At 61.6% G+C, this 14,575-nt stretch carries 14 protein-coding genes; 5 read left to right on the top strand and 9 right to left on the bottom strand.

Going from position 1 to position 14,575, the window contains the following annotated elements; all coding sequences use genetic code 11:
• Positions 1 to 58: 58 nt before the first annotated feature.
• Positions 59 to 1,579: a CoA-acylating methylmalonate-semialdehyde dehydrogenase gene (locus LPA37_RS26650; protein ID WP_228978665.1), complete on the bottom strand. Its 1,521-nt coding sequence runs from the start codon at positions 1,577 to 1,579 to the stop codon at positions 59 to 61.
• Between the two features lie 130 nt (positions 1,580 to 1,709).
• Here LPA37_RS26650 and LPA37_RS26645 point away from each other — a divergent pair, with 130 nt between their 5' ends.
• Positions 1,710 to 2,609: a LysR family transcriptional regulator gene (locus tag LPA37_RS26645; protein WP_228978667.1), complete on the top strand. Its 900-nt coding sequence runs from the start codon at positions 1,710 to 1,712 to the stop codon at positions 2,607 to 2,609.
• 188 nt (positions 2,610 to 2,797) lie between these two features.
• Entirely contained in the window at positions 2,798 to 3,346 is a 549-nt protein-coding gene (locus LPA37_RS26640) for a class IV adenylate cyclase (protein ID WP_228978670.1), read from the top strand.
• A gap of 44 nt (positions 3,347 to 3,390) precedes the next feature.
• Here LPA37_RS26640 and LPA37_RS26635 read toward each other — a convergent pair whose 3' ends face one another.
• Positions 3,391 to 3,891 carry an Lrp/AsnC family transcriptional regulator gene (locus LPA37_RS26635; RefSeq protein ID WP_228978672.1) on the bottom strand — a complete coding sequence of 167 codons (501 nt, stop codon included), beginning with the start codon at positions 3,889 to 3,891 and terminating at the stop codon, positions 3,391 to 3,393.
• A gap of 196 nt (positions 3,892 to 4,087) precedes the next feature.
• Between LPA37_RS26635 and LPA37_RS26630 the strand changes: the two genes are divergently transcribed.
• Positions 4,088 to 4,414 (top strand): 4a-hydroxytetrahydrobiopterin dehydratase, encoded by a 327-nt coding sequence (locus tag LPA37_RS26630; RefSeq protein WP_267478212.1) that lies wholly within the window; start codon positions 4,088 to 4,090, stop codon positions 4,412 to 4,414.
• Between the two features lie 97 nt (positions 4,415 to 4,511).
• Here the strand turns inward: LPA37_RS26630 and LPA37_RS26625 are convergent, their stop codons facing one another.
• On the bottom strand, positions 4,512 to 4,736 hold the full coding sequence (locus LPA37_RS26625) for a DUF3717 domain-containing protein (protein ID WP_228879868.1): 225 nt from the start codon (positions 4,734 to 4,736) through the stop codon (positions 4,512 to 4,514).
• Positions 4,737 to 4,853: 117 nt separating this feature from the next.
• Between LPA37_RS26625 and LPA37_RS26620 the strand changes: the two genes are divergently transcribed.
• On the top strand, positions 4,854 to 5,540 hold the full coding sequence (locus tag LPA37_RS26620) for a response regulator transcription factor (protein WP_133661401.1): 687 nt from the start codon (positions 4,854 to 4,856) through the stop codon (positions 5,538 to 5,540).
• A 138-nt stretch (positions 5,541 to 5,678) separates the two neighbouring features.
• Positions 5,679 to 7,178 carry a sensor histidine kinase gene (locus LPA37_RS26615; RefSeq protein WP_228978676.1) on the top strand — a complete coding sequence of 500 codons (1,500 nt, stop codon included), beginning with the start codon at positions 5,679 to 5,681 and terminating at the stop codon, positions 7,176 to 7,178.
• A 38-nt stretch (positions 7,179 to 7,216) separates the two neighbouring features.
• Here the strand turns inward: LPA37_RS26615 and LPA37_RS26610 are convergent, their stop codons facing one another.
• The 6 genes from LPA37_RS26610 to LPA37_RS26585 form a co-directional block, all read right to left on the bottom strand.
• The gene (locus LPA37_RS26610; RefSeq protein ID WP_229014150.1) at positions 7,217 to 7,705 is read right to left on the bottom strand and encodes an SET domain-containing protein; all 489 of its coding nucleotides are present in this window, start codon (positions 7,703 to 7,705) and stop codon (positions 7,217 to 7,219) included.
• 215 nt (positions 7,706 to 7,920) lie between these two features.
• Positions 7,921 to 9,033, bottom strand: coding sequence for an NADH:flavin oxidoreductase/NADH oxidase (locus LPA37_RS26605; RefSeq protein WP_229014149.1), 1,113 nt, complete (start codon positions 9,031 to 9,033; stop codon positions 7,921 to 7,923).
• Positions 9,034 to 9,258: 225 nt separating this feature from the next.
• Positions 9,259 to 9,975, bottom strand: a complete 717-nt coding sequence (locus LPA37_RS26600) for a glutamine amidotransferase (RefSeq protein ID WP_229014148.1) — start codon at positions 9,973 to 9,975, stop codon at positions 9,259 to 9,261.
• A gap of 157 nt (positions 9,976 to 10,132) precedes the next feature.
• Positions 10,133 to 10,771 (bottom strand): MarR family winged helix-turn-helix transcriptional regulator, encoded by a 639-nt coding sequence (locus LPA37_RS26595; RefSeq protein WP_228978683.1) that lies wholly within the window; start codon positions 10,769 to 10,771, stop codon positions 10,133 to 10,135.
• A 623-nt stretch (positions 10,772 to 11,394) separates the two neighbouring features.
• Positions 11,395 to 12,510, bottom strand: coding sequence for a YbdK family carboxylate-amine ligase (locus LPA37_RS26590; RefSeq protein ID WP_228978685.1), 1,116 nt, complete (start codon positions 12,508 to 12,510; stop codon positions 11,395 to 11,397).
• A 93-nt stretch (positions 12,511 to 12,603) separates the two neighbouring features.
• Positions 12,604 to 13,803 carry a cation:proton antiporter gene (locus LPA37_RS26585; RefSeq protein ID WP_228978686.1) on the bottom strand — a complete coding sequence of 400 codons (1,200 nt, stop codon included), beginning with the start codon at positions 13,801 to 13,803 and terminating at the stop codon, positions 12,604 to 12,606.
• Between the last annotated feature and the right edge of the window lie 772 nt (positions 13,804 to 14,575).

Below are 14,575 nucleotides of genomic sequence, written 5' to 3'. Positions count from 1 at the left end.
GACCAACACCAATACAAGGAAAGGCCAACAACAACGACAACAACAAAAACCAGACCCTCTACTTGGCCACCGGCATCGTAAACTCAGCACCCTTGGCAATACTGTCAGGCCACCGCTGCATGATGCTCTTGTAGCGGGTATAAAACCTCACGCCTTCTTCCCCATAAGCATGGTGATCACCAAACAGCGACCGCTTCCACCCACCAAACGAGTGCCATGCCATCGGCACAGGAATAGGCACATTAATCCCGACCATCCCGATCTCGATCTGCCGCGAAAAAGCACGGGCCACACCGCCGTCGGAGGTAAACAACGACACACCATTAGCAAACTCGTTCGCGTTGATCAACGCAACAGCAGAAGCAAAATCCGGCACCCGAACCACGCACAACACGGGACCGAAAATCTCTTCCTTATAAATCGTCATGTCGGTCTGCACATCGTCGAACAAGGTCCCGCCGAGGAAAAAACCCGCCTCATGACCATCGACCTGATGTCCACGTCCATCCACCACAAGCTTCGCGCCAGCCGCAACGCCCGCTTCGATAAATCCCGCAACCTTCGCGCGATGCGCCGACGTCACGAGCGGCCCCATCTCGGCCTCTGAATCCATCCCGTTGCGAATCCTCAGCGCCTTCACCCGCGGTGTCAGCCGCTCGATCAGGTCGTCGGCAATGTGTCCCACCGCGACCGCAACCGAAATCGCCATGCAGCGCTCACCCGCCGATCCATACGCGGCACCGATCAACGCATCGACAACCTGGTCGAGATTGGCATCCGGCATCACAACCAGATGGTTCTTCGCACCACCCAGCGCCTGCACGCGCTTGCCTCGCTTCGTGCCTTCCGTGTAAATGTATTCGGCAATCGGCGTCGAACCGACAAACGAAAGCGCGCTCACATCGGGATGCTGCAGCAGCGCATCGACGGCAACCTTGTCGCCATGAACGACGTTGAATACGCCATCCGGTAAACCGGCTTCCTTCAACAGTTCAGCAAGCAGGACAGCAACCGAGGGATCGCGCTCCGACGGCTTCAGCACGAACGTATTCCCGCACGCAATCGCAACCGGGAACATCCAGCTCGGCACCATCATCGGGAAGTTGAACGGCGTCACGCCCGCCACCACACCCAGCGGCTGACGCAGATTCCAGTTGTCGATGCCACCGCCGATCTGGTCGGTGAAGTCGGTCTTCAGCAGATTCGGAATGCCACACGCGAACTCGACAATCTCGATGCCGCGCATCACCTCGCCCTTCGCGTCGGAAAACACCTTGCCGTGTTCACGCGTGATCAACTCCGCCAGCTCATCGTGGTGACGGTCAAGCAACTCCTTGAACCGGAACAGAACGCGGGCGCGCTTGATGGGCGCTGTCGCGCTCCACGCCGGATACGCAGCCTTCGCGGCAGCCACGGCGGCATCGACCTCCGCCACGCTCGCAAGCGGAACACGCGCGCTCACGCTGCCAAGCGCCGGATTGAATACGTCGGCAAAGCGACCGCTCTTGCCTTCAGCCATGCGCCCATTGATAACGTGGGTCAGCGCGCGAACGCGGGCGCCCTGGTCTGTCTCGCTCATATCTTTTCTCCTGGATGAAAATCGGTACGCATGCATTGCACGCACGGTTCACCGAAGCGTAAACGCCCCCGGCACCCTAAATCCAATGAGTTATGCTCAATTGCGATATAAGACAGGCTAATATCAGGATATGGACCTGACTCTGCTCCGGGCATTCGTTACCGTCGCGCGCGAGGGCAATCTCACGCGCGCGGCCGTGCAACTGCATCTGACCCAACCCGCCGTCAGCCTGCAGATCAAGCATCTGCAGGAAACGCTCGGCGTGTCGCTCTTCACGCGCACGTCGCACGGGCTTACGCTCACGCGCGACGGTCAGGCTTTGCTGCCGCACGCGGAGCGCACGCTCAATGCGGCGAGCGATGTGCAGCGCGCCGCCGCCGCGCTGCGCCACGAAGTGCGCGGCCGGCTGCGCATCGGCACGATCCTCGATCCGGAATTCCTGCGGCTGGGCGGCTTTCTCCGGCAGCTCGTCGAAACCTGGCCGCATATCGAAACCGCGCTGCGTCACGGTATGTCAGGCTGGGTGCGCGACCAGGTTCTCGCGGGCGAACTCGACGTCGGTTATTACATCGGCCAGCCTGCGGACGAAGGAAGTCGCAGCGAAGCGGCGTTCCACACGCTCACGCTGACGCACTTCAAGTATCGTGTGCTCGCGCCCCCGGGCTGGAAAGACCGCGTCAAGGGCGCGCGCGACTGGCGCGCGCTCGCCGCGCTGCCGTGGATCTGGACGCCGCCGGCGTCGGCGCACAACCGGTTGCTGTCGCATCTGTTCGGCGAAGCCGGCGTCAAGCCAGTGAAAGTGGCTGAAGTCGATCAGGAGCCGTCGATGCTCGATCTCGTCAAATCGGGCGTCGGACTCACGCTCGCACGCGACGCCACGGCAATCGCCGAGGCACACGCCCACGCGCTGACGATCGTGGAGGGCATCACGGTGCCTACCGAACTCACGTTCATCTCGCTCGCGAGCCGCAAGGACGAACCGGCCATCGCCGCCGCCATCAAGCTGATCGAGCAGCAGTGGACGATATGAGCGCTCCTCATGACAGCTTCCGCCGTGCCGGGTGATGTAAAGACAGTGTCACGCGCTTTTTGCTAGATTCGTGTTTTGCGCACTGCGCAACGGCCGTCTTTTTCCCGCCTCTCCGTTGGTCCATCCCGACGCGCTTCACCGAATGACGTGAAGTCGCCGCTCGCCCTATCTTTCGACAGGAGTCTCACATGGCCCGCAACATCGAGATCAAAGCCCGCGCCAGACAATTCGACGAACTACGCGAACGCGCCGCACAGCTTTCACCGGATGCGCCGCTGATCTTCCGCCAGCAGGACTTCTTCTACGACGTGCCGCGTGGACGTCTGAAGCTGCGCCAGTTCGACGACGGCACGCCCGCCGAACTGATCTTCTATCAGCGCGACGACCGCGACGGCCCGAAGGCTTCGTATTACACGCGCAGCCCGGTCACGAACGCCGAAGCGATGCACTCATTGCTGGCGACGGCCCTGACCACACGCGGCATCGTCACGAAAGAACGCCACGTGTATCTGACGGGACGCACGCGGATTCATCTGGACCGCGTCGACGGTCTGGGCGATTTCATCGAACTGGAGGTCGTGCTCGCGCAGGACGACGACGAAGCAGGCGGCGAAGCCGAAGCGCACGCGCTGTTCGCGAAGCTCGGTGTGCCGGAAGCGGATCTTGTGCCGGTCTCCTACGTGGACCTGCTTAATCTGGAAACCGAGCTGGAAACCGGGCTGGAAACCGCCCGTTGAAGGTGACCCGAAGCGGCCTGGCCACCCTTGAAACGCCCGCCCGGTTACGTGGCGGGCGCAGCGGGCGCGCCTGGCGAAAGATGGCCGAGCGGCAGCGGCCCATTGCGCTTGAACGTGGTGAGCACGATATTGGAGCGCACGCTGTCGACGCCGGGCACGCGCATCAGCTTCTTCATCACAAACGATGACAACGCGTTCAGATCGGGCGCCACGATTCGCAGCAGATAATCCGCATCGCCCACCACGGCGTGGCATTCCAGCACTTCCGGCAGCACGTCGAGTTGCTGCTGGAACTGCTCGATGATCGAATCGCCGTGATGCTTCAGTTTCAGGCTGGTGAATGCGGTGACGCCGAGCCCGAGCTTCTCGGGCCGCAACACGACGCGATAGCCGTCGATTACACCCGCCGATTCGAGTCGCTGCAGCCGCCGGCCGATCTGCGATGGCGACAGCGGTATCTGCTCGCCAAGCTGCTGGTGCGTCGCGCGTCCAAAGCGCTGCAGCACTTCCAGAAGCGCCAGATCAAAGTGATCCAGTTCGAGCATGATCGTTCTCCGCATTAAACAGCAATTTTATGCATGATTATTGCATAAACATCATCTATATCGGCACGATTACGCCATTTCCACCCTTCTCTACGGTGACGTCCGGGCGCATGACGCCGCGTTCAGCAGCGCCTCGCTATCCGTGAAAAAATAGTCTCACCCACGCGCGGCGCCACGGCGCCCACGCGCTTACAACCTGGCGAGCGAGGTATTCCCGATGATCCAGAAACTGACGTCCGAAGCACGCGCAACAGAGTTGAGCCAGCTGGACGGCTGGCAGGTCGCCGAGGGACGCGACGCGATCGCGCGCAGTCTCCAGTTCGCCGACTTCAACGAGGCGTTCGGCTTCATGACACGCGTCGCGATCAAGGCACAGGAAATGGACCACCATCCCGAGTGGTTCAACGTCTACAACAAGGTCGACATCACGCTGTCCACCCACGAGGCGAACGGCGTGACCGGGCGCGATATCGCGCTGGCCCGCTTCATCGACGGCATCGCAAAGTCAACCCGGCACTCGTGACGCAAAAAGCGAAAAACCGCTCCGGGGCAGGGGAAACCCGCCGGAACATGGCTGATGAAAGGGTTTTGCAGGTATTCAGGCCACCAAACCTTCACTTCTACAGGCCGTTTTTAAGGCGCACGTAAGAATCCCAGGCCTCCCGGGCAATCGCGTCCAAACGTTCCGGTGCGAGCCAGGTCTCTCGCTGTACAATCATCTGCGCATACGGCCTGGAGAGCGCGCTTGCCTCCTTGCACAGGCTGAGTTCGTCGCCGCTCGAAGGTGAGCGGCTGCGCCAGAAGTTGATCGCGGCTTCGAGTTCGTTGATCGTAATGACGGACATGGCTTTCGTGATCAATCGATGACCGCATCGCACGGCAACGCCGCACAAGCTGTGCAGCAGGCGCCCCGGCGAACGCATGCACGATACGCCTAAACCCATTGTACTTGAGCGAAATCCATGCGACTCCTTCTGATCGAAGATGACCGCCCCATCGCACGCGGCATCCAAAGTAGCCTCGAACAAGCCGGCTTCACGGTCGACATGGTCCACGACGGCATTTTCGCCGAACAGGCTCTCACGCAAAACCGTCACGAACTCGTGATCCTCGATCTCGGTCTGCCGGGCATCGACGGCATGACGCTGCTCTCGCGTTTCCGCCAGAGCAACCGTCACACGCCGGTGATCGTGCTGACCGCGCGCGACGAGTTGAACGACCGCGTTCAGGGCCTCAATTCCGGCGCCGACGACTACATGCTGAAGCCGTTCGAACCTGCCGAACTCGAAGCGCGTATCCGTGCGGTAATGCGCCGCAGCGGCCCGCACGGCGACATGCCACGTCCGGAAGTCTCGCTGGGCGGTGTGCGTCTGTCGGGCGTCGACCGCCGCATCTTCAACGACGACAAACCGCTCGAACTGTCGCCGCGCGAATTCGCGGTGCTGGAAATGCTGCTGCTGCGCCACGGCCGCGTGGTCAGCAAGGCGCAACTGCAGGATCACCTGACGCACTTCGGCGGCGATCTCGGCGACACCGCGATCGAAGTCTACGTGCACCGGGTGCGCAAAAAGCTCGAAGCCTGCCGTGTGGAAATCGTCACGGTGCGCGGCTTCGGCTATCTGCTGCAGGAAATTCGCCAGGCTGCGTAACCGCGCTTTTTCGGGCGGCATGACTGGGCCGGGCCGATCGCCGGGCGTCCTGTTGAATCGGGACATCCGGCCAAACCCGGCTTTTTTCGCGGACGAGGAGTAATCTGATCCGCGTTGATCTCTTTTGCGCGTTCGACCATGCCCCATCCGGTCGCGAACAGCCTGCGGCGCTCGCTGCTGCGCCGCCTCGCTGCTCCTCTTTCGCTGCTCGCGCTGATGAGCGGGCTCATCGCTTACTGGCTTGCATGGCAGTACACGCAGCATGTCGTCGACCGTTCGCTCGCTGATCTTGCCACGGCCATCTCGCGTCAGGTGCAGATCGCCGGCCCGGATGCGTCGATCACCGTGCCGCCGCTCGCGCAGGCGATGTTCTCCGATCCGGTCGAACAGCTCGTCTATCGCATCAGCAACGGCGAAACCGAAATTGCCGGCGACCCCAAACTGCCGCTGCAAGGCACGAGCGTGCGCCGCTTGCACTACGCGTATGTGTTCGAGGCGCAGCACGAGGGCACGAGCGTGCGTGTCGCGCAGGTGCGCGTGAACCAGCCGCAGGGCAATCCGATCGTCGTCGAGGTCGGACAGCCGGTCCATCATCGTTTCCGCATCGCCGCCGAGTTTCTCGTCGCGATCATGATGCCGCTGCTGCTGTTGCTGCTCGCCGGCTGGGTGATCGTGTGGCGCGTCGTCAACCAGCAGCTCAACCCGCTCACCGATCTCGCCGATTCACTGAACCGGCAGACGCACACGTCGCTCGAACCGGTCGACGAAACCTTCGTACCGATCGAAATCCGGCCGCTCACCAGCGCGCTGAACGGTCTGCTCGACCGCCTGAAAACCGCACTCGATTCGCAGCGCAAATTCATCGCCGACGCCGCACACCAGCTGCGCACGCCGCTGACAGCGGTCAAGCTGCACGCGGAGCAGGCCGCCATCGCGCGTGAGCCGAAGCAGGTGCTCGCCGCCGTGCATGAACTGCGCGCCGCCGCGAATCGCGCGGTCCGGCTGTCGAACCAGCTGCTGTCGCTCGCGCGCGCGGAGCCGGGCGAACAGGCGGCGCGCTTCGTGAACGTCGACATGGCCGCGCTCGCGTTCGAAACCGGCGCGGAATGGGTACCGCGCGCACTCGCGGTTCACGTCGATCTCGGCTTTCAGCGTCTGGACGATCCGACCAACGACCACCCGCTGATCGCGCGCGGCAATCCGGTGCTGCTGCACGAAGTGATCGCAAATCTGCTCGATAACGCGTTGAAATACGTTCCGCCTGTGCGTTATGACGGCGGACGCATCACCGTGAGCGTCTCACAGGTACGAGTTGACGGCAGGACGATGGCAGAAATCGTCGTCGAAGACAACGGCGGGGGCGTGCCGCCGAAACAGCAGGCGGAACTCTTCAAGCGGTTTTTCCGCGGCGACGGACAGAGCGATACGGGCGTCGACGGCGGCGCGGGTCTGGGCCTCGCGATCGTCCACGACATCATGGTGCTGCACGGCGGCGGCGTGCATTACGAAGACGCGCACGAGGGCGGCGCCCGCTTCATCGTGCGCATTCCGGTTGTCGCCGATACCGTCGCCGGCGAACGCGACGTGCCGGAGCGCGTGACAAAAAAACCGGCGCACAGGGCGCCGGTCGATATGTGAGTGCCGGGCGGCCGCGCTGATGTCGCGCCGCCCGTCGTTCACTTTTTCTTCTTCGCTTTCTTTTCCGCCTTTTCCGCCTTGTCCGGCGCGGCCAGCATCGTGCCGCGGCACTTGCGCGCGCCGCAACGGCATTCGTATTCCTTCTTCAGTTTCTTCGTCTGACGGGCGTCGATCACGAGGCCGTAGTCGTAGAACAGTTCTTCGCCGGCCTCGATATCCCGCAGCGCGTGAACGTACACGTGGCCGTCGATTTCCTCGGCTTCGCAGTTCGGCGCGCACGAATGGTTGATCCAGCGCGCGCTGTTGCCGTCGACCTTGCCGTCGATCACACGGCCGCTATCGAGCGCGAAATAGAACGTGTGATTCGGTTCGTCCGGATTGTGCGGGTGACGACGCAACGCTTCTTTCCACGTGATCCGCTCACCCTTGTATTCGATCAACCGTTCGCCGGCAGCGATTGCTTCCACGGCAAACACGCCTTTGCCGTGCACACCCGAACGGCGCACAGCGATCCTGCGTGAACTCATTGAATGAATCCTTGTGAAGAACTGAAGGTGAACATGCAGTTGCTCCCGTAAAGCGGGGAATCTGCCGGTTTTTCTGACGTGGATAGCAAACGCGGCGCCATACCGGCGCCGCGTAGCCCTGCGACGCCCATGCGCCACAACCGGCATCGTACACGTTAGAGACGGCTTCGTTCAACCGCCAAAAACCATCCATCGTCCTTCGTCTTCGTTGCGGGTCAGCGTTGCCCGAGCGTCGTCTCGCCGAAGAGCGCCTTCTGGTCGCGCGGTTGCGAGCGCCAGTATTGCGGCGGCGCCTCGACGGTCGCGCCGAGTTGCGCGGCCGCATGCCACGGCCAGCGCGGGTCGTAGAGCATCGCACGCGCCATCGCGACGAGATCGGCGTCGCCCGATTCGACGAGTTCGCTGGCATGCCGCGCATCGGTAATCAGTCCGACCGCGATCGTCGTCAGGCCCGTGACTTTCTTCACGGCCTGCGCGAACGGCACCTGATAGCCCGGTTCCAGCGGAATCTTCTGCAGCGGCGACACACCGCCCGACGACACATCGATCCAGTCACAACCCCGCTTTTTCAACTCGTGCGCGAATGCGATGGTGTCTTCGAGCGTGATGCCGCCTTCAACCCAGTCGGTTGCCGACACACGTATGCCGACGGGTTTGTCGGCGGGAAACGCAGCCCGCACGAGTTCGAAAATCTCCAGCGGAAAACGCCGGCGGTTCTCGCGCGAACCGCCGTATTCATCGGTACGCTGGTTCGCGACCGGTGAGAGAAACTGGTGCAGCAGATAGCCGTGCGCCGCGTGCACTTCAAGCGCATCGATACCGAGTCGCGCCGCACGACGCGCCGAAGCGGCAAACGCGTCGCGAATCCGGTTGAGCCCTGCGTTGTCGAGCGAAAGCGGCGGCTCTTCGCCAGCCTTGTGCGGTAACGCGGAAGGCGCATGCGGCAGCCAGCCGCCTTCGGCCACCGGAATCAGCTGGCCGCCAGCCCATGGCACATGGCTCGATGCCTTGCGGCCGGCGTGCGAGAGCTGCATCGCGACGGGCACCTGCGAGTGCTTGCGGATCGCGGCGAGGACGGGCTTGAGCGCGGCTTCGGTGGCGTCGTCCCACAATCCGAGATCGGCGGGTGTGATGCGACCGTCCGGTTCGACGGCGGTCGCTTCGATACACAGGAGCCCTGCGCCGGACAGCGCGAGGTGGCCCAGATGGATCATGTGCCACTCGCTGGCCTCGCCGCGTTCGGCGGAATACTGGCACATCGGGGACACGACAATACGGTTACGAAGCGTCACGCCACGCAGCGTGAGCGGAGAGAAGAGCGCACTCATAGGTTCTCGCGATGGAGGACAAAGAGCGATCGAGCATAGCACCGCGTGTCGTTCGCTGCAGAGGGGTAGACAGCAGACCACGCAGAAAGCGGACTGAAACCCGGCTACCGCCGTGGCGTCAGGCGTCGTGCTCCTGGCCCTTGCCGACCACGCGCTCCTTGCCATGCTCACCGAGCGGCGCGATGACGCCCGTCAACACGGCATCGACGCGAACCACAACACCGCTCATGATTTCGCCTCCACGTGGTCGAGCCACTCGTTGAACATCGCGCGCGACGCTTCTTCAAGACGCGGACCGAAACGGGCTGTATCGGCGCGCAACTGCAACACGTCGACGCCGTCGGTTCCACCGATTTCCGACGCGTTGCCGATCAGCCATGGCTCGAAGCGGTCGGCGCGAATTTCCGGATGACATTGCAGGCCGAACACATGGCCGCCCCACGCGAACGCCTGGTTTTCGCAGTCAGGCGTGGAAGCGAGACGCGTGGCGCCCGCGGGGAGATCGAAGGTATCGCCGTGCCAGTGAAACATCGACGTTTGCGCGCCGTCCAGATGACGAACCGGCGACGCGCGGCCGGCGTCGGTGAGCGCGAGCGGTGCCCAGCCGATCTCAGGCCGGGTGCCTGGGTAGACCCGCGCACCCAGCACCCGCGCGATCAGCTGCGCGCCAAGGCAGATGCCGAGTGTCGGCAGACCGGCGGCGATACGCCGTTCGATCATCGATACGAGCGGAATCAGCGTCGGGTAATGCGCGTCGTCACATGCATTGATCGGGCCGCCGAGGATAACCATCAGCGAAGGCGCCACCGGATCCGGCGCCTCGATGCGTCCACGGCCGACATCGAGATAGCGCACCGGACGCCCGCGCTCGCCGAGCACGAGTTCGAGGCTGCCCAGATCTTCGAAGTGCACATGGCGAATGGCCAGAACTTCGTGATTCATCGGCAGTTCCTGTTCCCGAAATAGACTCGAAGATAACGATCCGGCCCGTGCATTGCCGGGCGACGCTACCGTACCGCAGGCCGGTTCGCAACGGACAACGGCGCCTGATACAGGCACGTTCCCCGCCAACCCGCCGTGCGGCACGGCAGATTCGCGCTTACTGCGCGAAGATTTTCCAGATTTTCTTCTGTGTCGCGACGTCGGCGGTTTCGTGGACAGTACAGTCCAGACGCACATTCGTATCCGACATTTTCAGCTCGAGCAGCGCGCAGTAATGCGGCGTCTTCTTCGGATTCCTGCTCGGAACAAAATGCGTGCACGACAGACACATGCGATGCGGTGGAATCGTTTCCTGCGCTTCGAGCTGATGGATCGTCTTCAGCAGCGTGCGATAGAACACGGCCTGTTCGTCGTCCTTCAGCGTGCCGACTGCCCTCGACAAAAAATCAGGCCATTGCGCCGCGCGCTTTGCCGCCGTCCGGCCACGTGCCGTCAGACGCACGGCGAGTGCGCGGCCGTCGTCGAGTGCACGCCGCTTTTCGACGAGACCCTTGCCTTCAAGCGTGCTGACCGCATCGCTGGTGGTGGCGGCGGTCAACGCCGTCTCGCGTGCGATTTCGCCGAGACGCATCGGACCCTTGCGCTGCATCAGCAAGACAAGAATTTCACCCTGGGTCGGCGTGAGACCCGCGCCTTCCGCCCATTCCCATGCCTGGCTTCGCATGGCCGTGCTCAGTCGCAGCAAGGTGTGGGTCACCCGCCCGGTTGCCTGCTCTCCGTAGACGCCTTCGCTCATAATCTTTCGTTCGTTAATGACAGCATGCTGCCGCGTGGTTGGCCTTCGGCGATAAACACGCCGGCAGCCTGTGTGGGGACGGTCCCATCCGGGAAAGGCGGGCCGATTCTAACTATCTCAAAAATATTCTGCTTTGCACGCCTGTTAGGGCGCGTTGTGCAGCAACACTCTTTCATTTCGCTGTGAACCGTCAGCCATGATTCTTCGAACAGGGCGACGCGACCACGTCACAGCGTCAAAACCGACATTCTATGCGAGTGCGGCCAATCGTACAGCTAAGTTATCCAGTGCGTGCTGTGGATAACCCCGGGATATCCCATGAAATGGGTGTGCACCGATTCTTGATAACTGGAACCAGGGCCTCCAGGGTGGATGAAGTTATCCGCACTTCCCGGTGAAGACACCCATCGGATCCGCACGGTTGTGGTTTACGCAATCCATTGACTTTGCAGGGAATTCCTTCGTTGTCCACAGATGAAGCCCGTGCTTGTTAACTATTACTACAGATGTATACGTAAACATTGAATAAAGCTGGGGAAGCCCGGGCTGGAAAATGAAAGTCGAAAAAAAACCCGCAAAAAGCGGGTTCCGTCACGTGACGACAACAGGCTGCGGGCGAAAAATCACGCCCGCCATTGCAGACACTGTTGCCGCACCGCTTCATGCAGCGACTTTTCTTGCGAGAACACGCTGCGCAGCCACGTCGCATCGTTGACCTGACCGCGCGCGATCGCGCCGACTTCGGCCAGCGCGTTGCCGGATCCCAGTGCGTCGGCGTGCGGCGCAATGCGATCGAGTGTGGCGAGAATGTCCTCGGAAATCGTACGGCGCTCGCCCGTCTGCGGATCGATGCATGTGCCGGCCAGACCGAAGCGGCAGGCTTCGAACCGGTTGAACGTGTAGACGAGGTAATCGTCTTCTTTCGGTATCAGCGGTTTGTCGAGCAGCAGATGACGCGCAAGCGTCTGGATGTAGCAGGCAATCGCAGCGGCGCGGTCGACGGACATCGGCGTATCCATCACGCGCACTTCGATCGTGCCGAAACCGGGCTTCGGCCGGATGTCCCAGTAGAAATCCTTCATGCTGTTCACGACACCGGTGTGAACCATCTTCGAAAAATACTCTTCGAAGCTGTCCCACGTCAGCACGAACGGCGCGCGGCCCGACAGCGGGAAGGCGAACACCGAATTCAGACGCGCGGAATGAAAGCCGGTATCGACGCCCTGCACAAACGGCGACGAAGCCGACAACGCGATGAAATGCGGAATGAAGCGCGACATCGAATGCAGCAGGAACAGCGCGCTGTCCGGATCGGGGCAACCGATGTGCACGTGCTGGCCGAACACGGTGAACTGCTTTGCCAGGTAGCCGTACAACTCCGACAGGTACTGGAAGCGCGGCGTATCGACGATCTGCCGGTCGCTCCACTGCTGGAACGCGTGCGTGCCGCCACCACACAGCCCGACGTTCAGCCTGTCGGCCGCGGCGACGAGCGTATCGCGGATCGTGTGCAGGTCGGTCACAGCCTGCTCGTGCGTCGTGCAGATGCCCGTCGACAGCTCGATCATGCTCTCGGTAATTTCCGGCGTGATGTTGCCGGGAATCGGTTCGTCCTTGATGAGGCGAAGAAGATCGCTGCCGGCTTTGGTCAGATCATAGTCATGGGTATTGACGATCTGCATTTCGAGCTCGATCCCGAAAGTGAACGGTTTCGAGTCGACAAAGGGTTCGAGTGACATGACGTCCCTTGGATTGGCTGACTGGACCGGCGAGGCGCCTGAGCGCCGGCCGGCCGCAATCGTTGTGAATTCAGGTTTGCTCCACGCGAACGACTACTCGCGGCGTTCTCCCACAAGAGCAAGGCTGCGATAGACGAGCCACGGCCCGACAAGCTGCAGCACGACAATCGAACACATCACGACGGCACGTAGCTGCGGATCGAAATTCGGATACAGGTCGTAGGTATCGTCGACGAGCAGATACGCGAGCGCGGACATCGGCGAAAGCGATAGCCCGAGCGCCACGCCCTGCTTCCAGTTCAGGCCGCTCGGCTTCGCGAAGGCGAGCACGCCGACCAGCTTGCCGACCAGACGCGCAACAATCAGGCCCAGTGCCGCGACACCGCCGAGCGCGATGTCTTTCCATTCGAACGACGTCAACGTCAGCACGAACAGGATCACGGTCAGGAGCCACCCGGCCGTGCCGAAATGCTGCGGCCACAATTGCGGGCGGGCTTCCAGATTCTTCACGATGATGCCCGCAGCCAGCAGACTCAGGATCGTCGACAGCTTGAACAGATGCGCGATTGCGATCGCGAGCAGCACCAGACCGAACAATGCGACGAACGAATGTTCATCCTGCATGTTCATGCGTCGATAGAAGAAATTGCACGCGCGCGCGAGCGCGAACGCCAGAACAAACGAGCCAATCAGCAGGTAAAGCGGTTGCAGGATCGTGGCGAGCGCGTTGCCGTACACCTCCTGATGCAGCCAGCTCGACGCGAGCTTTTCGATCACCACCGCATACATGCTGTTGAGCGCGGTCAACGTCATCAGACGCTGCGTCACCTGCCCTTCGGCACGCAGTTCGGTTTTCAGCTGGATCACCATCGCGGGCGACGTGGCCATCGCGATCGCCGCGAGCACCATCGCGACCATCGTCGGCACCTGGAGGAACAGCAGCACGGCGAGGACGAGCGCGAACGTGAGCGTCGACTCGGCGATGCTCGAGAGAATCAGCCACGGGTTGCGGCGAATCCAGCGCAGATCGAGACGGCTGCCGAGCTCGAACAGCAGGAGGCCGAGCGCGACATCGAGCAGTGGACGCGCCGTGCCGGAACTGGCGTCGATCACACCGAAGCCAGCCGATCCGGCAATCAGGCCGATCACGGCATAGCCGGAGATACGCGGCAAATGCCATGCGCGATAGCAGAGTTCTCCGCACAGACCGGCCGCAAGCAGCGCGAGACCGGCCCAGAAGATCGCGTCGGGCGCAAACGGCAGGGTCGGGAAAAATGAAAACGCCGACTTCATCGTGGTGGCTTCTCCTTTGCAGTAACAACCATGCGGCGAGAACCGGCAAACGTACCGGTGACGGAGTGAACGCGGCTCGCACTGGTCGTCGCGATCGCGTTCGTTATCGATATGACGTTCGTTATCGATATGACGTTCGTTATCGATATGGCGCTGCGCCGACGGGCGTTGCAGATTGTCGATCGGGTAAAAACTGAGGCGGTTGCGCGAAGACCGATTGACTGCGGACGGCGAAGCCCGCGTGTGTATTCAGGCAGCTTGCCAGACACATGTGTACGAACGCCGTCGACCTGTGAATCAGATTGTTGTTGACCGGCAACCGTTCCGTGAATGCGCACCCTGGATGGAACGAGGCGTGCGCATGAAGAACGGCGATTGTGCCACAGGTTTTTCTGAGTTGACCGAAAAGGCCCTAACGTGAAGGCAAAACGGTAAAACGTACGTTAACTTTATGAAGACAGGAAAAAACGACCGTTTTGAGGACTCGTCCGCGTATAGCGTGAGGCGTTTCCGGGTGAAGTCCGTTGATCGAAATGGTGTGAATGCCTGGACGCCGCCTTTTTGCGTCGAGGCCGTTTTGGGTTTTGCGGTTTCAGGTTTGATCCGGTGCGAACGCCCAGGCTCCTTTGTTTATATGTTTACCTGTATGTATACGTAGTAACAGTTAACAAAGGCATCGCATTTCTGTGGATAACCTGTGTTTACCGAAGCAGATCATCACGTTAGAAAACGCATAACCGCACGCGCAGCATGTGCGGGTCTCGCGGGCTTC

It is taken from the genome of Paraburkholderia gardini (assembly GCF_907164545.1).
Classification (GTDB): Bacteria; Pseudomonadota; Gammaproteobacteria; order Burkholderiales; family Burkholderiaceae; genus Paraburkholderia; species Paraburkholderia gardini.
Note: the sequence above shows the minus strand (reverse complement) of the source record. Positions and strands in the feature narration are given on the sequence as shown.